Genomic DNA, 17,039 nt, shown 5'->3' with positions numbered 1-17,039 from the left:
AGGGTTTTTATCAGAAGTGTAGTCGCCGTTGGGAAGTTGCTCATTCACACTAATCCTGTCTTTCTCAGCTACTCTTTGTGACTTGAGTCACAAAAATGCATTGGGTAACAGGAGAAAAACCATGTTGAATATCGCGAAAGCATTTTGCCTGTCTTGCTGTTTTATTTTGTGTGCCAGCGCCAGCGTGATGGCAGAAACTCTGCCACGTATCGGCATTATCGGTGCCGGATCGATGGGTGGGACGCTTGGGCGGTTGTGGGTTAAGGCGGGCTACCCGGTCTTTTTTTCTTCCCGGCATCCGCAGGAATTGCAGCCTTTAATCGCCTCTCTCGGGCCGCTGGCAAAGGCGGGTACACCCCAGCAGGCCGCTGAATTCGGGGAGGTGGTTGTGATGGCAGTCCCTTACGGTGCGCTGCCCGCTCTGGGAAAAAACCTGGCGGAATCGCTGAAGGACAAAGTGGTGCTGGACGTTGCCAACCCCTATCCGCAAAGAGACGGTGATGTTGCCACCCAGGCATTACAGGTTGGGAGTGGTGTCTACAGTGCCCGTCTATTTCCGCAGGCACGCGTTGTCCGCGGATTTAATTCAATCGCCGCATCCAGTCTCGCATCTAACGCACATCGGACCGGCGACGCTCTGGCGGTACCTCTGGCAGGGGATGACAGGAAGGCACTGGATACCGTGATACAATTAACCAAAGCTGCTGGTTTTGCCCCTGTAGTGGTGGGCGATTTGAGCAAAGCCACGCTGTTTCAGCCTGGGAGTGATTTGTTTTTACAAACGATGACGGCGGATGAGTTAAAACAGGCAATTAGCCGCTAATCGGAGCCACGCATAATTCTGAATCACCGAAGAAATACTTGCTGGCGTTCAATGAAATGTTCATCTTTTTGACAGAGAGGATGAGCTAACATGAAGACAGTGAGTCAAACCTCACGATTTGTGTTTCCACTCTTGGTGCTTCTACGGCATAATCCGCCCCCGCCGAGTCAGTGGTCCCCCCAGGGCCTTGACGTCACTGAGGTTTATGTATGACAGATATTCAGCAGCTGATACTTGCTGCCAGGCCCCTGATCCCTTTCAGACGCATCCATGACGCACAGGCATTTCTGAGCTTGTGGCCGCTTGAGGATCAATTTGCGCTTATCAGTGCGCTTTGCATTGGGCGTGATCACATGGGTGCCAACGTTATTCGGGCTGGCTATGTTTCTGATGATCAGTCATTCGATCGCTTTCTGCACATCGGCAGCACCGGGATCTGGCTGATTCCTCCAGCAGATTTTGCCGGTATGCTGTGTGAAGCAGGCGCCTCGCTGGAGGAGTGGTTTACGACTTTTGAACATTGTGCCACGGTGTCTGGTTACGATCTGAGCGAGTTCTGAGCCTTAATCTACCGCTAAAAGAGCCCACAGCCGAGCTTGTACCTCTTCATGCGGTTCCCGTTCCGCGCATGCCGTCAGGTAATCACGATGCTCCGACAGAACTGGCGCTGGCCATGCTTCCAGAGCGTTAAGCGCCATCTGACGGTTTCTGATCACCGGGCTTTGTAGTGCGGCCTCCAGTAAAGGCCATCCCATTGACGGGAAGCGCTTCAACTCCTGGACGACAGCGTCAAGTTTAGAATGCATCTTCCAGTTTGGACCCACACCGCTGCTGAGAGCAGGACCCGAGGCGATCGCCGGCAGGTCAAACTGAGCCTGTGCCAGGGTACATACCTGCTGTGCCTGAGCTGCATCTTCGGTCTGCATCAGTTGATACCAGTTATCTTCTGCTGAATCCTTACACTGGCGCTCAAAGAGGGAAGGCCACGGATCCTGTTTGCGCTCCCGGCTGACCTGAATTGCCAGGTAATAGACATAACCTTCACCGCTGGCGAGGATCTGAGGGATAAGGTCGTCCCACAGCGACATCGCCTGGACCTGCTTACTCTTTTCAGCCAAGTGTTGTGCAGTGGCAGGGTCGAGCGAGGTTTCACTCTCTACCCATGTCCCAATATGCCGGGCAGTTAAAAAATGCAGTGGGTGAGAGGGCTTACAAGCCAACACCTTCTCCAGATAGCGCAGACAGCTCAGGGGCGCATCATCGTAAACCGAGATACCCGGAACCGGACCTCCCATCAGCATGGCATAAAGCATCTCAGCGGCACCCATAAGCAACGCGTCGTCATGTTCTGTTTCGAGTGCAGCCAGCAACCCACCGCGTACTGCGCAGTTAACGGCGGTGTATTCATTCATCACGGAGTTGGAGAACCCCTCGCGCAGTAACCAGCGGCGAAGTTCATCATCCATCTGTTCCGGCATGCGCTCCATCAAATGGATACGCCCCCAGCCAGTGACGCGCTGCGCCATGCCATACCACACTGGTGCATATTCTTCCGGCTCCAGCATCGCTCGCAACGCGACCACCGCGTAAAGCGTGAATTCATCATGGCGAGCCAGTACCTGAAGAATCTCCACGGTGCGTTGCTGTGGGAAGTACGCCATCAGGGCCATAGCAAACTTCACCACATTACGATCCGGACTGGCGGTGGCGAGCCAGACCACCAGCTTACAGAGCGCTTCTGCGCGCAGGTTTTGAGACTGCGGAATCGCGCTCAGCAGCTCGTCAATGTAGTGCACGGGCGAGCCCTGATTAATCAGTTGATAGAGCGCATGTATGGCCTTCGTGTCAGGCTTTTTCTGCACCTGATGCAGGGCAGACAGAATCTCCGTGGCATCCGGGCCGTCATTACCCACGCCAAAGTGATAAATCATGGTGCCTTCCAGCGCACCCGGTGCCCAGCAAATCTCATCGGAATCACTCATCGGCTGGTTGGCAAGCACCCTGGCGTCAGCAGGCAGCGGTTCGGCCTGCGCATAGCTTTCAGCCAGACATGCGTAGATCGACGGTTGCTGAGCGTCCCAAACAACAGGGAAGGTCATTTCCGTGTTTTTACCCAATAAACGATCAAACCAGCTTTTCATCATTCGTTTTCCACATTCATGACGGTTTCAAACAGCAACCGATCCAGCAGCGCATCAGCAGACTTATCATGTGCAGCGGGCAGGAGGATTTCGTCGCGAGTCAGCTCCGCTTCGATAAACGCATGCAGCACTTCACGGCGCGAACCATACTGTGCCTCGCCTGAACGCTGTTTTATGGTCAGCAGTTCTTCGATGTCGCGCAATAATCGGGTGTCGGATACCGTTCCACGTACCAGTTGATCGAAACGCATCGGTGGCGCACCGTTTCTTTCCTCTATCCAACGCACAGCCAGTAGCGGGCGTAGCACGTAAAAATATTTCTTCAGTCGCACCTCTTCCTCCTGCAAATACTGGCGGAAGTTTTTGGCTGCCATCGCCTTGTAGTGCCAGCGGGCACGATCCGCCGAAAAAAAACGACCACTCAGGGTGTTAAGGCGAGCCATGACGTTGCTTTCCTGCCGATAAACAACGGGTGAGTCCAGCCAGTCGATAAGCGTCGGGTTAGCCCGTTTCAGCAGTCCCAATGCTTTGCGCCACTCCCAGCCGCAGACATCCAGCTCGTCATCGATGGGTTTTTCGATGACATCCCGCGAGGCTTCCACCCGCAAATACCACTCAGGCTTGTGTACATAGAGAAAACGCACGTCATAATCGCTGTCTGGCGAGGCAAATCCCCAGCCCCGACTGCCAGACTCGCAGGCAAACAACACGCGTACGTCGTGTTCCGCCTCGATTTCCTTCAGCACGCCACGGACGCGTTCACGCATGGCCTCATCAACGCCATGCAGTCCGGTTTTTATCTCCATTGTGTTCTCCTTTATCCTTTAACGCAGATGACCTGGCGCAGCGTGTGCACGATTTCCACCAGCGACGATTGCGCGGCCATCACGGCATCTATGTCTTTATAGGCCATCGGTGTTTCATCAATCACGTTAGTGTCCTTGCGACATTCCACATGGGCGGTCGCACGGATATGGTCATCAATGGTGAAACGATTTTTGGCTGCGGTACGGCTCATGGTGCGGCCCGCACCGTGGCTGCACGAGCAGAAACTTTCTTCATTGCCGAGTCCGCGCACGATAAAGCTTTTGGCACCCATCGAACCCGGGATGATGCCCATTTGTCCCTTCTGTGCCGATACGGCCCCCTTACGCGTCACCAGAATCTGCTCACCAAAATGCTGCTCCAGTTGTACGTAGTTGTGGTGGCAGTTGACGGCTTCCTGATGGGTAGCAAATGGCTTGGTAATACAGGTTGCCAGGGCTGCTAACACGCGATTCATCATCACTTCCCGATTGTGATGCGCGTAATCCTGCGCCCAGCTCACCCCAGCAAGATAATCGTCATAATGCTGGCTGCCTTCGCTGAAGTAAGCGAGATCCCGGTCCGGGAGATTAGCCAGATGTTGCTGCATATCTTGTTGAGCCAGTTTGATAAACAGCGTGCCGATGGCGTTCCCTACGCCACGCGAACCACTGTGCAGCATCACCCATACGCGTTCACGCTGGTCAAGACAGATCTCGATGAAGTGATTACCCGTCCCCAGCGTCCCCAGGTGCTGGTGGTTATTGGTTTTCAGGAGCTGTGGATACTTGTCCGTGAGCTTTCTGAAACGCGGTGCAAGATGCGCCCAATGGGCGTTTACGTCATCGGGAGTATCCTGCCAGGCACCTTTATCACGCTTACCCCGCCCGGTGACCCGACCATGCGGCACGGCCTGTTCAATGGCATTGCGCAGTCCTTGCAGGTTATCCGGCAAATCGCCCGCCATCAGCGATGTGCGTACGGCGATCATGCCGCAGCCAATATCCACGCCTACTGCCGCCGGAATGATGGCGCCGCGTGTCGGAATGACGCTACCAATCGTCGAACCCTTACCCAGATGTACATCGGGCATTACCGCCATATGTTTAAAAATAAATGGCATGCTGGCCGTTTTCAGCAGTTGCATTTTCGCTTCTGGCTCGACAGGTACGCCCTGCGTCCACATTTTTATCGGTGCGCCTGCGGCGGGGTGAATAATGTCAAATTGAGGTTTCATGCTTGTTCTCTTTTTTGTTTGCGTCGTTTTGTTATTGCGAACGGCGTGCCAAAACAAAGTATATCGATAAAAAATTAATAACCATCTGATAAATAACATTAAAAAATAAACCCTCGACACGAGGGATAGTCAGAAGGTCTGTAATTATTTATATTTAAAAATAGAATTTATCTTACAGGATAAGAAATGAAGCGCAGGGTGGTGATTGGTGTTTTGGGGACTCAGCTGGACAGACGGGGTAAGCGTCAGAATCGCTGGACGAAATGGCGTCCCAGCGTTGCGCTGTGCCAGCATGAAGATTTGCCGATTGATCGGTTTGAGCTGCTTCATCAACCGCGCAATCGCGGCATGGCCGATCAGCTTGCGGAGGATATCGCGCAGATATCACCCCAAACGCAGGTGGTTCCTCACGCCGTCAGTCTGAATGATCCCTGGGACTTCGAAGAGGTCTACAGCGCATTTCTGGATTTCGTCAGCCGTTATCCTTTCGATACAGAAAATGAAGAGTATCTGGTGCACATCACTACAGGGACGCACGTCGCGCAGATCTGCTGGTTTTTGCTGACAGAAGCCCGTTATCTGCCCGCCACTCTTCTTCAGACCGGGCCGGGGCCGCAGGATGAAACCACACCAAAGGGGATCTATTCGATTATCGATCTGGATCTCAGCCGCTACGCTACCTTAACCAGTCGCTTCCAGCGCGAGCAGGCAAATTCGGTATCTTTCCTGAAATCTGGCATTGAAACACGTAACCCCACCTTTAACGCATTGATTGAGCAAATTGAACGTGTTGCGCAGCGTTCGGATGCCCCCATGCTGCTGACTGGCCCCACCGGTGCCGGTAAGTCGTTTCTTGCCGAGCGAATTTATCAACTGCGCCAGTCACGCCATCAGGTAAAAGGAAAGTTTGTGGCGGTTAACTGCGCCACACTCCGTGGTGATAATGCCATGTCGACGTTGTTTGGCCATGTTAAAGGGGCCTTTACCGGTGCGCTGACTGCTCGCAGTGGGTTACTCCGCGAAGCAGATGGTGGCATTCTTTTTCTGGATGAGATAGCTGAACTGGGACTGGATGAGCAGGCCATGCTGCTGCGTGCCATCGAAGAGAAAAGTTTCTTTCCTTTCGGTGCCGACCGTGAAGTCAGCAGTGATTTTCAGCTCATTGCGGGTACGCACAGGGATATGCCGCGCTGGGTGAGTGAGGGACGTTTCAGGGAGGACTTATACGCACGTATCAACATGTGGACGTTCCGCTTACCCGGACTGGCGGAACGGCGCGAAGATATTGAACCTAACGTTGAATATGAACTGCACCGTTACGGGCGTCAGCATCAACAACAGGTGCGCTTTGATAAGGAAGCGCGTGAACGTTATCTGCATTTCGCTTATTCCGACAAGGCCAGCTGGAGAGGGAATTTTCGTGAGCTGGGGGCCAGTGTTGCGCGCATGGCGACACTGGCTGAGAACGGACGCATTAATCTTACGCTGGTGGATGAAGAGATTACCCGGCTGTTGGGGGCATGGCAGACAGAGCAGGGCGGAACCACGGTGTTTCCGCTCAATCAGGAAATCGATATTTTCGACCAAAAGCAGCTTGAGGCGGTGATTGATGTTTGTCGCACTTCGACATCTTTGTCGGATGCCGGACGCAGGCTGTTTGCCGTATCACGACAACAAAAAAAACAACCCAACGATGCGGATCGTTTGCGTAAATATCTGCTGCGCTTCGATCTGAAGTGGGAGGATGTGAACAAGGAAAGTCGTTGAGGTTTTTTGTATTCGCTCAAGTAACCTGAGCCGGCATATACAGACGAATAAAACGATTGACTCATACTTTCCCTCGGGGGTATTTCACAATCGCTCAATAGTGCAGAGTTTGCTGTATAGCCGGTGCATCAGCACCGGGGGCCATAATTCTCGGTTTGTTAAGTGCTGACAACGTCAGAAAACGATGCCCATCGTTTTGCCGATCGTGATAGCTGCTGCAAAGAGGCTCATCGCAAGAATACTGATGCAGGTTCCACAGGTAATAATCCTGGCCGAACGACCTGTCCCCAGATAATGCGTTTCAAGAACGATGATATTTGCTGCCGGAGGCAGAAGACAAAAGAGATAAAGTGTTGGCGTATTTTCCGTTATCAGTCTGAAATCGACAATTCTGGCAAGCCCTATCATCAGCCAAATCATCATCAACATCGCTGCTGATTTAATCAGATATGGGCGAACTTCATGCCGGAGATCCTTAAGCGTCAGCTCAGTTTTTGACAGCCAAACGCCAAGCACCGCCATACCAAGAAAGCTCATCAGAAATTTTGCGACTTCATAAAGATCGTTAAACCACAGCGTTATCTGCTGACTGAACGGAATGAGCGCGGCCCCGACAATCAGTGCCAGCACAGGCGGAGTCTGAACTAATTTCAACAGTCTGAAATGGTGGCCGGAGAGCATACCAGCCCCGACGGAATTGCCTACGATTGAGCTGCCCACATAGGCGGCGATAACAATGGTAGCGGCTTGATCGCCAAAGAGGGCCGTCGCCACAGGCAATCCCAGCCATCCGATATTCAGGTAACTGAAGCACAGGCTTTTAATGGGATCGCGAAAGAAATACCGGGAAGCCATCAGCATAATCAGCATGCTGATGGCTGTCGCGATGATTATCGTACTCATACTGCCAAAACGCGTGGCTATATTGAAGATGATGACAACCGGAATAGCTACGCGGGTTAATACCCATGAGGCAGCTGCTTTTAAATCCCAGGCTGTTTTACCGACCAGCCAGCCGGCAAAAAGATAAATCAGCGGTACAAATATCGTCACAGTGTTTCCTTACCGTGTGTTCACAAAACTCAACAGCCCGCGACCTTGTCCGATTCTCAACAAACCCTGCAACAGATTGCCTGGAATGTCGATGGCCATACGTGTGGGACATTTTTGTTTAACGTTAGCGGTGCATCTGTGAATTCGCCAGGCGGGGTAAGCTCCTCTTGTGATAGTTCAAGATTAAGCTCTTCCCTGAATTCCCGAATCAATGCTGAATGAGCGTCTTCTCCTGGCTCAATTTTCCCTCCGGGTTGTCCACTTTGAAGCAGGTGGCGTATAGGTTTTGAAATACTCGATAATGTCGTGCAAATTTTCAGAAAACAGAAGCATATCGGCATAATCCTGTTTCATAAAACCTTCACTCACCATCTGATTTACCATCACTTTAAGCGGGTTGTAAAAGTGATTAACGTTCAGAAACGCGCAGGGTTTATCATGTATGCCTAATTGTGCCCAGGTCCACTGTTCAAATATCTCCTCAGCAGTTCCTGCGCCACCCGGTAAGGCGATAAAACAGGATGATAATTCTGCCATCACAGATTTTCTCTGATGCATGTTATCCACCACCTGTAGCTCAGACAACCCGGTGTGGGCAATTTCACGTTCCAGCAGGGACTTTGGAATAACACCCGTTACATGACCACCATATGCGAGAGCTGAGTCGGCTACGGCACCCATTAAACCAACACGTCCACCCCCATAAACGATATTTATACTCTGTTCAGCCAACCACCTACCAACATGACGAGCAGCCTCCATGTAAGCGGGTGTACAGCCTTCAGAAGAGCCACAGAATATGCCTACAGTGTGCATATTTTCTCCTCAAACAAATGGAAAAATCCCCGTGATGGGGAGAACAAGCGAGACCCATCTTAACATGTTACCTCGGGGAGAGTGGATGAACACGTTCTTGCCATTATTATCTATTTCAAATAAAATTTCTCGAAATATCATAAAATAACCACATGAAATGACTGGCAAATATTATTTTAGACACTGCTTTTGGGGTTTGATTGGTTTTGGCTATTTTGTTTACAGTATTCTGAAAGACCTACATGATGGATTGATTTTCCCTGCATATATACCCTATATTCCGTATGTTGCCATCTATTTATCTATAAGTGCAGTAACGTACCCATATTCTTTATTTGTCACAAATAAATTGGGCCTAATGATAATGAAAAAAGAAACGTGGAGTTATTTCTTCACTGTAAATGGCCCCAGCTGGAATTTTTTTATTTTTGTATATCTGTTTTGTGGATTACTATCGGTACCACTGCTCATTCTTTATCCACTTATAAAAAGATCCGTTTAACAAATTAAAACGCCCTGGCACCACATTTTGTATTCTGGAGCCACGTCGGCTTCTGCAAGTATCGCAGAACCTAATCCCATTGCTGAAGGCTCATCTTTGGTAAATGAGATGCTGGCTGCTCGATAACAGAGATTCTCCTCAATTAGGTCTTCTCTGTGCCAGGAGCGGACTTGGCAGACATCACTGTTTTAATTAGAGAATAACAGGTCATAATATGTGAGCCTCATTGACTGCGTTCCATCAATTCAAGCGTCTGACCATCAGGGCTTTGTAAATATATTACTCGGGTTCCCTGCATGGGTCCTGACAACACTGTCTGAGGTTTACCGGGCGTCTTCCAGCCGTAGTCCGATACTTTGCCTAAGAGCGTATCAAGATCCTCAACTATAAAAGCAAGGTGAGCGTAGCCTGGAATATAGGGCGCTGAAGGTGCTTCTGGCTGCTCAATGTTATTGTATTGTAGTAATTCAATTTGAATATCAGCCAGTTCAAGCAAAGCCATTCGTACATCAGCTCCCCTTGCACCTGTTACCTCATCGATTATAGGTCCAGACATTTTTCCTTCGCGTAATAATTTACCTCCAAGAATCTGAGTCCAGAATAATAATGAGTCTTCAATGTTTTTAACTGAAAAACCAACGTGATTAACACTTAATATCATGCGATTACCTGCTGAGTTTTCAAAGTTCATCATCCAACTATATAAAAGCCTGCTTTATTTCTACACGATAAATGCGCAACCGTTTTACAAGCCTGCATCTTTTATCGATAAATTGCGAATGTGCGCTTTTCGCTCATGACAGCCCTCTGATGGGCCGCCTGTTAGTTGTTCTTTTGGTTCGACTTTGCAAAGATATCTTTGCACAAGATTCCAGACCTGCCACGCAATCAGTAACAGGCATGCTTCTCCACGACCCATGACCTGTGCCCCGGCAACAACGCGCTACGTGGCCGAACGGGTTATGCTTTGAGGATTCCGAGATGACTACCTTTTATCAACTTACCGCCACCAGTCTTTCCGGCCAGCTTATCTCTATGGCCGACTACGCTGGTCAGGTGGTTCTGGTCGTTAACACCGCCAGCCATTGTGGATTCACGCCACAATACGGCGGCCTTGAAGCGCTCTACAAGAAATACGCCGTCCGGGGTTTCGTGGTGCTTGGTTTCCCCTGCAACCAGTTCGGTAAACAGGAACCTGGCGGCGCCGAGGAAATCGCGCAGACATGTCACATTAACTACGGTGTGAACTTCCCGATGTTCGCGAAAGTTGAGGTCAACGGAACCGCAGCGCACCCGGTGTTTCGTTATCTGAAGAATGAATTACCCGGCGTGCTGGGTGGGCGGATCAAATGGAACTTCACTAAGTTCCTGATTGGACGTGACGGTAAACCACTCAAGCGTTTTGCACCGTTCACCACGCCGGAGAAAATGGAAGCATCAATCCTTACTGCACTTGAAAGCTAAGGACTAAACGGCGCGGAGCTTGTCCAGGTTGTCTGCAAGTATGTCGATGATCAAATCATGTGGGAAGATCGTTTCGTTAGTATGTCTGAGTTCTTCTAACGTCCACCAGTGGTGATCCCGAATGACTTCCTTTTCATTCTTACTCCACCTTGAGCAATCGATATCTGTTTTATCCGCGTGAATGATAAAGAAACGTTCGTCAGCATAAACGGTTTCCCCATTTGGCAGCATCATGGAGAAGGTTCGGGATGCGACCGACATGCCAACTGAATGTCTTTGCAACCCGGTTTCCTCCCGCAATTCGCGTAAGGCGGCCTGCTCAAAGGATTCATTCGGCTCCAGCCCGCCCCCCGGTGTTGCCCAGTATGTCCTGCCATTTAACGCATCATCTTTATGGCAAAATTTAAACAGCAGAACCTGTTTTGCCGGAGAACGAACGATCAACCGGGATGATGGACGAGTGCGCACAAAGCCCCCCTTTAATGCGGTAAATTACTCAGAACTGAACACCTTTTGTCAGTCCACCGTCGACAGTGAGATTGGTGCCCGTCGTGAAGCTGGCAGCGGAGCTGGCAAGAAAAAGCACGGCTTTAGCCACTTCATCCGGACGAGCCATTCGTCCCATTGGGTTCATTGCCAGACATTCGGCAAAGAGATCGGGCGTTTCGCGCTCGATTTTCCCCCAAACCCCATCTACGAAGTAAACGTTGCCCGGAGACACAGTGTTTACCCGAATTTTCTCGGGTGCCAGTTTTGCCGACAGGGTTATACCATAATGAATTAACGCGCTCTTTAATACCCCATAAGGCTCGGCAAACATATCCACTTCTCGACCTGATACGCTTGAAATAAGAACCACTGAACCTGATTGTGACTGGCGGAGCCAGGGCAACGCAGCGTTTACCATGCTCACAGAACCGAGCAGGTCGGTCTCGAAAGCCAGACGCCATGTTTCCGGGTCGGAACCCCCGGCCAGTGCGCTGACGTTGGGAATAACGATGTCGATACCACCCATTTTTTCGGCAGCATCCTCAGCCCAGGCGCGTACCTGATCTGATTCTGTCACGTCAACTTTATAACCGAATGCCTGGTTGCCCATTGCGGCCTGAGCCGCGTCAATTTCTTCGCCCTTCCTCGCACAGAAAGCGACGCTTGCCCCTTCTGACAAAAATGCTTCGGCAATGGCTCGACCAATACCGCGTGTGCCACCACTTAGCATGACTCTGGCATTCTTTAGGCCTAAATCCATAATTTTCTCCTGTTTTCCGGGCTTCATCCGCCGGGATAATGGTTATCTGTGAAGCAATATAGGATTTGACCAGCATTCTGAAAAATGAAATTAATAGAACCTATCATTCATTAAATGAGAATGCCGAATGCACCTTTCTCAACTCAGGGCCTTCTGTGCGGTAGCGCAGACCGGATCGATTTCAGGCGCGGCTCGGGTGTTAAACCGCGTTCCTTCAGGCATCACGGTACGCATCCAGCAGCTTGAACAGGATTTAGGCTGCGAACTCTTTCTGCGCGACCGCCAGGGGATGTCCCTCTCGCAGAACGGGCGGCTACTGCTGGACCACGCGCAACGTATTCTGGACCTCACCGACAGCACCCGTCTGTTGATGCGAGAAGAGGATCTGGGAGGAAAACTGGTGATTGGCGCGCTGGATGTGGTTCTGGTCGATTTTATGCCGGCATTGATTGGCACCTTCCGTAAACGATACAGCGGTATTGGCCTCGATATCCGGCACGAAGCCTCGGAGGTTTTGGTGCAACATGTGGCAGATGGAACACTCGACATTGCCCTGACTGATGGCCCGGTACAGTCAAAGGCCCTTGAAAGCCGACTGGCCTTTGTCGACGAAATGTTGCTGATCACGGAACTCAATCATCCTGCGGTCAGAAAGCCATCGGATCTCCAGTGTGCCGAACTCTATGGATTTCGCCATGATTGCTCGTTTCGCTTCCGCATGGATCGATGGCTGGCAGAAGCGCGCATCAGCCATCTGCCGGTGACGGAAATTGAGTCATACCATACGATGCTGGCTTGCGTGACAGCAGGGATGGGGGCGGCCTGGGTGTTGCGTTCCGTATTACAAACCTTGCCAGGACATCAGCATGTACGCAGCCATTCGCTCGGTGAGGTAGGGTATACCGAAATTCATTATCTCTGGCGCAGTGGACAGCTATCACCGAATGCCCGCAGGCTGATTGAGACCGGGAGTGAGCTTGGCGAACGACGCAATACTCAAACCTGGAGCAAGGTATTACCTTAACGACAGTATGACCTTGCAATGAAACTCATACACTCATTTACTCAAAAACTCATTATAAGTGGTGCCCATTGGCCGTTTGTTGATTTGCCATGTGGGCACCGCTACCCTTGTGGTCATGCTTCCAGACGCGTGAATTCCCCTTCAATCAATTCACCGCTTTCACGCCACGCCTGGAACTGGGAGCGTAGTTGCGTTTGGGTATTAATAGCATCGTTAACGTCGTTGGCATTCACTTTTAACGCGGCATAGTCAGGGAAGAAGTTTGCCTGGAAGGTATCGCTATTAACCATCGCCAGCAGCTCTTCGCGCTGCGTATTGAAGTTTGCAATCATATCTTTCACGGCTTCGTTAACAGCTTCTTTGCGTTCGTGGTGTTTCCAAGAGTCATAGGCCTCCAGAGCCAATCCAGCCACCGCCAGCACGCCATTGATATTTTTCGCCAGATTAACCGCTCCCCACGGCTTAAATTTAAGTGCTTTGGTTAAATCCAGCCCCAACGTTTTCGCCGCGGTGACAATGCCGTCGCGTGCCGCCAGCACGCTACCATTATTGATGAAATTACCTTTGATAACGTAGCTGACGCCTTGTTTACCGAAATTCACCACGGTGCTGTTGTAATGGGCGATCTCTGCATCGAAACTCAAACGCATCCGGCTCAACTCCTGGCTAACGCCGTTGAGTTGGCGATCGAACTCATTCTGCAAGCGAGTGGTCACCATGACACCATCCTTGCCAATTTCGCGTTCAAAGAACTCAGCGAATGTCTCCAGGGTAAGACCTTGAGTACGCAGGATCATGCCGGAAAAATAACGGGCAATAAAATCACGTAAGCCGATGCGTGCTTCCTGGATTTGCAGGTTAGCTTCATCAAGTTGGCGGGTGAGGTGGCGGTTTATTACCGTTAAACGCTCGACTTCAGCTCCAAGGCGTTGGTCGTTTTCTACGGCCAATGGCAATTCCTTATGCAGCACATCAAGAATGACGCTTTTACGTGCCTGCTCAGCCATCGCCTCAGGACCGCCGCTGGTCTGGATCTTAAGAGCGGTTGCCTGCTGCAACGAGTCGATGTGCGACAGCGCCTTAAACTGGTCAAGATGCTCAAGCCAATAGTCGGTACCCATATCGAACGGGTTGGCCGCAACAGCCACGATACTGAGTGCTGCCAGCTCGGCTTCGCTGGCACCAATGGCTTCACGCAGGCGGCTTGCAACATTGTTGCGCTTGACCTGGAGGTTTTGCGCGTAACTGGCTTCGTCTTCGACATCTGCCACTTCGTCGAAACGGCTAAGGACGAAGACGGTACGTGGTAGCAGGTCAAGGGTGCGGAATAACCAGTTGAGATCGTCCTTGTGGCTGTCTTTGATCGGGTTGGTTGAATTCATCACGTACAACACCAGATGGGCTTCGCTGACATATTTGCGGGTGATGTCTTTGTACTTCTCCATCGCCTGCAAATCCGCGTTGAATTGCTCCTTGAAGCCGAACAACCCCGGAGTATCGATCAGTACGAAGTTGTCACCGACTTCGTATACTTTCACTTCATTGGAAGATTCCTGCTGGCTGATATACATACTCGCCTTGTCCAGGCGTTCCATCCAGGCGGCGGCGATGGAGGTTTTACCTTCAGAAAAGCCACCGATAAGGGCAATCTTGAGTTTCCCGTCGGCGAGATGCTCACCCACATGTTCAAGTTTACCGAACAGCGAAGGGTCGATGTTCACGCCAAGCGCAATGCCTTGCTCAAGAAAGGTACGCAACTTGCCAAGTAATGCGACGGCCTTGCTATTCTGGCTCAAAAAGAGGTCAAGGGTAGATTTCATTATCTGTTTCCTCAGGCAGTCAGGTCGCGAGCCATCTTCTTCAGGCTGAGATGGGCGACATCAAGTGTTTGGTTAATGTGGCGGGCTTGCACGGCAGGTTGTTCAAGCGCGTGGTCGAGCTGGTCGATGACCTTTTGCAGCGGCGGGAGTGCTTGCTTCAGGGTGTTGGAAAAGCCTTCACGAAGCGTGTCGCAGGCTTTTTCGAGGTTTTCATCAGCGGATTTGCGTTGCTGACTTTTCTTGTAGTCAGAGTCGAAGAAACTCCAGACTGCTTTAGCGAGGTTGATTAAGATCCCTGCCGCTCCCAGCACCATCAGGGGCCAGGTCACCGGATTCCAGATCATTGCTGCCGCCCCTGCCAGGCTTCCCAGGATCCCCCATACGCTAATGCCATTGTCGATATCAATTTTCAGATCAAATTCGCGGGCTAGCCGGGTTTTACCCACCTTTGCGTAGCCGTCTAATAGCTCGGCTGCATGAGCTTCGAAGCGTTTAATGATGTCACTGACGTTCCCCTGAAAGAGTCTTATCTGCTTGTCGAGCGCAACAGGAAGTTCACGTTGTAATGTTGCACTTTCCTGTTCCAGCAGTTGTTCGAGCGTTGCTTTGAACTGATCATTGCTGATGTCATCGCTAATGCGGTCATAGATGCGTGTGCGTACGGCATCTTCGAAAATACCGATCGACTGCTCCCCAGCGTTAGCCAGGCGCGAATTGAGGGCTTTGAATGCTATGGCAAGCTGATGCCTGGCACTTTGCGCTTCTTCGTCCAGTTTCGCTGCCAACGGCGCGAAGTTTTCAGTCTGTAGCGCTTTAACTCGTGAGCAAACGTGATGGAAAACCTGCTGCACCTTATTCAGATTGGAACGGCGAATTTTCTCTCTGACGTTGGTGACCATGTCCTGGGTCAGAAACTGACAGAACTGTTTGACACCGGTTTTCTCCAGCAGCACCTCGGGTGCCTGTGTCGCGAGGAATTTCTGACGGCTGGTGGCTGCTGGTGAACGCGGTACCAGGCAAATCGCGGCGGCGTAAAAAGCGGGTAACGCACTGAGGACAACGCTGCGCTGATAGTGCTGCCCCAAATGTTCGGTCATGGTGCGGTCCAGATCACCCAGGCTGGTCTGCTCATCAGTACTGGCTAAAGCTGACTTTTGCAGTGCCAGGGGATTGGTGATGCGTTTGTTGTATAGCGTCCAGACTTCTGTCTGATCCCCGAGCTGTGCTTTGATTTTTTCCAGCGTGCCCTTCCGGCCGGCATCTCCGGTTTGCGGTGGTGCAGCCTTGGCGGTGACATAGAACACCGCATGGGCGCGTTTAACTGCATTGTTGATTTGTTCGCTGACCTTACTTTCTTCGCCCTCAATACCCGGTACGTCGAGCAGTTTGAAGGCTTGCCCGTTCATTTCGAATTCATATGCCTGGGTTTGCCGGGTGAAATCCGCACGCCCGTCACCAATAATGCTGCCGTCTTCATAAGCCGATAACTGGTGCAGGTTGTTTAACGTTGTGGCATGACGGTGGTTCACGGCTGTCAGTTGGCCCTGAATCGTCTCACTCAATTGATGCAATGGTGCGAGTTCAGCTTGGCGTTGGCTGGACAATGCTGCTGAACTGGCTTGCAGCTGGAGCAACGCTATCTCTTCGGGCAGTTTGCGAAGTAAGTTGAGCAGGCGCTGCAAAAAATTCGCCCGGGCCTTGATTTTCCCGACCTGATCAGCCAATTCAGTCTCTTGCAACTGTTGATATTGTTGGCGTTCGTCATGGCGAGTGGTTGCCTGGGCGATATCACTCAGTACCTGATCGTGTTGGTCGCCAAGTGTTCGAATCTCTGCCTCCAGAGCCAGCAACGCTTCCTCACTCAGTCCTGATGCCTGCTGCAATGCCGTGAACTGTTCGCGCTGCGTCTGTTTGCTGCGTTCCTGGAGTAAAATGCGCAAGGTTTCGATCAAGGTGGATTTCCCTGCATTGGTTTCGCCGTAGAAAGCGATGGTGAAGGTCTTATGTTCTGCATTGCGACGTAGCTCATTGATTGCATCAGTGATTGTCGTGTTGATGGCGTTTAGATTCTCGCGAGCCTGGCTTTGCGCACTGGCCAGCGTTGGGTCTTCACTATCTTGTGCAATGCTTTTGAGCAGGGTGCTGACATGTTGTAGTAGCTGCTGGTAAAGACTTTCGGGTAGGGCTTCAGCCGTCGTCATGGCAGTTTCCTTACTGATGAAGCGAGGTGCTTATCCGTAGTCAGGACATGCACGTCAGAATAGAAAAATGCTATCGGCACTTGTATATCAAACTTTAGTTGTCGGGCCACTTGTCTTACCCACCGCTACAGCGAGAGA

16 protein-coding genes are annotated in these 17,039 nt (G+C 51.2%); 5 read left to right on the top strand and 11 right to left on the bottom strand.

All coding sequences use genetic code 11. The annotated features are described in order from the left end of the window. Window positions 1-121: 121 nt before the first annotated feature. A complete protein-coding gene (locus CTZ24_RS24360) occupies window positions 122-823 on the top strand; it encodes an NADPH-dependent F420 reductase (RefSeq protein ID WP_208727019.1) in 702 nt (233 codons plus the stop codon). Between the two features lie 353 nt (window positions 824-1,176). Next, a complete protein-coding gene (locus CTZ24_RS26795) occupies window positions 1,177-1,383 on the top strand; it encodes a hypothetical protein (RefSeq protein WP_021186230.1) in 207 nt (68 codons plus the stop codon). A 3-nt stretch (window positions 1,384-1,386) separates the two neighbouring features. Here CTZ24_RS26795 and CTZ24_RS24350 read toward each other — a convergent pair whose 3' ends face one another. From CTZ24_RS24350 to CTZ24_RS24340, 3 genes are read right to left on the bottom strand one after another with little or no spacing between them, the layout of a single operon-like run. Continuing rightward, complete coding sequence (locus CTZ24_RS24350; RefSeq protein WP_208727018.1) at window positions 1,387-2,967, bottom strand: hypothetical protein; 1,581 nt, start codon at window positions 2,965-2,967, stop codon at window positions 1,387-1,389. Next, entirely contained in the window at window positions 2,964-3,770 is an 807-nt protein-coding gene (locus CTZ24_RS24345) for a nucleotidyltransferase domain-containing protein (RefSeq protein ID WP_021186228.1), read from the bottom strand. Before CTZ24_RS24345 ends, CTZ24_RS24350 begins: the two co-directional genes overlap by 4 nt. A gap of 11 nt (window positions 3,771-3,781) precedes the next feature. Further along, window positions 3,782-5,005 (bottom strand): RtcB family protein, encoded by a 1,224-nt coding sequence (locus tag CTZ24_RS24340; protein ID WP_208727017.1) that lies wholly within the window; start codon window positions 5,003-5,005, stop codon window positions 3,782-3,784. 186 nt (window positions 5,006-5,191) lie between these two features. Here CTZ24_RS24340 and rtcR point away from each other — a divergent pair, with 186 nt between their 5' ends. After that, window positions 5,192-6,772, top strand: coding sequence for an RNA repair transcriptional activator RtcR (gene rtcR, locus CTZ24_RS24335; RefSeq protein ID WP_208727016.1), 1,581 nt, complete (start codon window positions 5,192-5,194; stop codon window positions 6,770-6,772). Between the two features lie 174 nt (window positions 6,773-6,946). On the opposite strand, the gene CTZ24_RS24330 is transcribed toward rtcR, so the two are convergent. The 4 genes from CTZ24_RS24330 to CTZ24_RS24315 form a co-directional block, all read right to left on the bottom strand. Then, window positions 6,947-7,825, bottom strand: coding sequence for an AEC family transporter (locus CTZ24_RS24330; protein WP_208727015.1), 879 nt, complete (start codon window positions 7,823-7,825; stop codon window positions 6,947-6,949). Between the two features lie 56 nt (window positions 7,826-7,881). Further along, window positions 7,882-8,166, bottom strand: a complete 285-nt coding sequence (locus CTZ24_RS26960; RefSeq protein WP_208727014.1) for an NUDIX domain-containing protein — start codon at window positions 8,164-8,166, stop codon at window positions 7,882-7,884. Continuing rightward, window positions 8,063-8,641 carry an LOG family protein gene (locus CTZ24_RS24320; protein ID WP_208727013.1) on the bottom strand — a complete coding sequence of 193 codons (579 nt, stop codon included), beginning with the start codon at window positions 8,639-8,641 and terminating at the stop codon, window positions 8,063-8,065. The genes CTZ24_RS26960 and CTZ24_RS24320 overlap by 104 nt, the downstream gene beginning before the upstream one ends. A 725-nt stretch (window positions 8,642-9,366) precedes the next feature. Continuing rightward, window positions 9,367-9,804, bottom strand: coding sequence for a VOC family protein (locus tag CTZ24_RS24315; protein WP_208727070.1), 438 nt, complete (start codon window positions 9,802-9,804; stop codon window positions 9,367-9,369). Between the two features lie 320 nt (window positions 9,805-10,124). On the opposite strand from CTZ24_RS24315, the gene CTZ24_RS24310 reads away from it, so the two are divergent. Beyond that, entirely contained in the window at window positions 10,125-10,607 is a 483-nt protein-coding gene (locus tag CTZ24_RS24310; RefSeq protein WP_021186221.1) for a glutathione peroxidase, read from the top strand. A gap of 3 nt (window positions 10,608-10,610) precedes the next feature. On the opposite strand, the gene CTZ24_RS24305 is transcribed toward CTZ24_RS24310, so the two are convergent. Both CTZ24_RS24305 and CTZ24_RS24300 read right to left on the bottom strand, forming a co-directional pair. Then, window positions 10,611-11,075 (bottom strand): NUDIX hydrolase, encoded by a 465-nt coding sequence (locus CTZ24_RS24305; RefSeq protein WP_208727012.1) that lies wholly within the window; start codon window positions 11,073-11,075, stop codon window positions 10,611-10,613. 28 nt (window positions 11,076-11,103) lie between these two features. After that, window positions 11,104-11,856: an SDR family NAD(P)-dependent oxidoreductase gene (locus CTZ24_RS24300; RefSeq protein WP_208727011.1), complete on the bottom strand. Its 753-nt coding sequence runs from the start codon at window positions 11,854-11,856 to the stop codon at window positions 11,104-11,106. Between the two features lie 127 nt (window positions 11,857-11,983). On the opposite strand from CTZ24_RS24300, the gene CTZ24_RS24295 reads away from it, so the two are divergent. Next, entirely contained in the window at window positions 11,984-12,880 is an 897-nt protein-coding gene (locus tag CTZ24_RS24295) for a LysR family transcriptional regulator (RefSeq protein WP_208727010.1), read from the top strand. A gap of 113 nt (window positions 12,881-12,993) precedes the next feature. Here CTZ24_RS24295 and CTZ24_RS24290 read toward each other — a convergent pair whose 3' ends face one another. Both CTZ24_RS24290 and CTZ24_RS24285 read right to left on the bottom strand, forming a co-directional pair. Further along, window positions 12,994-14,700, bottom strand: coding sequence for a LeoA/HP0731 family dynamin-like GTPase (locus CTZ24_RS24290; RefSeq protein ID WP_208727009.1), 1,707 nt, complete (start codon window positions 14,698-14,700; stop codon window positions 12,994-12,996). Between the two features lie 11 nt (window positions 14,701-14,711). Beyond that, on the bottom strand, window positions 14,712-16,901 hold the full coding sequence (locus CTZ24_RS24285; protein ID WP_208727008.1) for a hypothetical protein: 2,190 nt from the start codon (window positions 16,899-16,901) through the stop codon (window positions 14,712-14,714). Between the last annotated feature and the right edge of the window lie 138 nt (window positions 16,902-17,039).

Source organism: Pantoea phytobeneficialis, assembly GCF_009728735.1.
Taxonomy (GTDB): Bacteria; Pseudomonadota; Gammaproteobacteria; order Enterobacterales; family Enterobacteriaceae; genus Pantoea; species Pantoea phytobeneficialis.
This window is presented reverse-complemented; position numbering and strand designations above follow the sequence as displayed.

Excerpts from the sequence above, each read along its gene's own strand:
- CTZ24_RS24360 (WP_208727019.1), top strand. The coding sequence starts at position 122 with ATGTTGAATATCGCGAAAGCATTTTGCCTGTCTTGCTGTTTTATTTTG.
- CTZ24_RS26795 (WP_021186230.1), top strand. The coding sequence starts at position 1,177 with ATGGGTGCCAACGTTATTCGGGCTGGCTATGTTTCTGATGATCAGTCA.
- CTZ24_RS24350 (WP_208727018.1), bottom strand. The coding sequence starts at position 2,967 with ATGATGAAAAGCTGGTTTGATCGTTTATTGGGTAAAAACACGGAAATG.
- CTZ24_RS24345 (WP_021186228.1), bottom strand. The coding sequence starts at position 3,770 with ATGGAGATAAAAACCGGACTGCATGGCGTTGATGAGGCCATGCGTGAA.
- CTZ24_RS24340 (WP_208727017.1), bottom strand. The coding sequence starts at position 5,005 with ATGAAACCTCAATTTGACATTATTCACCCCGCCGCAGGCGCACCGATA.
- rtcR (WP_208727016.1), top strand. The coding sequence starts at position 5,192 with ATGAAGCGCAGGGTGGTGATTGGTGTTTTGGGGACTCAGCTGGACAGA.
- CTZ24_RS26960 (WP_208727014.1), bottom strand. The coding sequence starts at position 8,166 with ATGCCGATATGCTTCTGTTTTCTGAAAATTTGCACGACATTATCGAGT.
- CTZ24_RS24320 (WP_208727013.1), bottom strand. The coding sequence starts at position 8,641 with ATGCACACTGTAGGCATATTCTGTGGCTCTTCTGAAGGCTGTACACCC.
- CTZ24_RS24315 (WP_208727070.1), bottom strand. The coding sequence starts at position 9,804 with ATGATATTAAGTGTTAATCACGTTGGTTTTTCAGTTAAAAACATTGAA.
- CTZ24_RS24310 (WP_021186221.1), top strand. The coding sequence starts at position 10,125 with ATGACTACCTTTTATCAACTTACCGCCACCAGTCTTTCCGGCCAGCTT.
- CTZ24_RS24300 (WP_208727011.1), bottom strand. The coding sequence starts at position 11,856 with ATGGATTTAGGCCTAAAGAATGCCAGAGTCATGCTAAGTGGTGGCACA.
- CTZ24_RS24295 (WP_208727010.1), top strand. The coding sequence starts at position 11,984 with ATGCACCTTTCTCAACTCAGGGCCTTCTGTGCGGTAGCGCAGACCGGA.
- CTZ24_RS24290 (WP_208727009.1), bottom strand. The coding sequence starts at position 14,700 with ATGAAATCTACCCTTGACCTCTTTTTGAGCCAGAATAGCAAGGCCGTC.
- CTZ24_RS24285 (WP_208727008.1), bottom strand. The coding sequence starts at position 16,901 with ATGACGACGGCTGAAGCCCTACCCGAAAGTCTTTACCAGCAGCTACTA.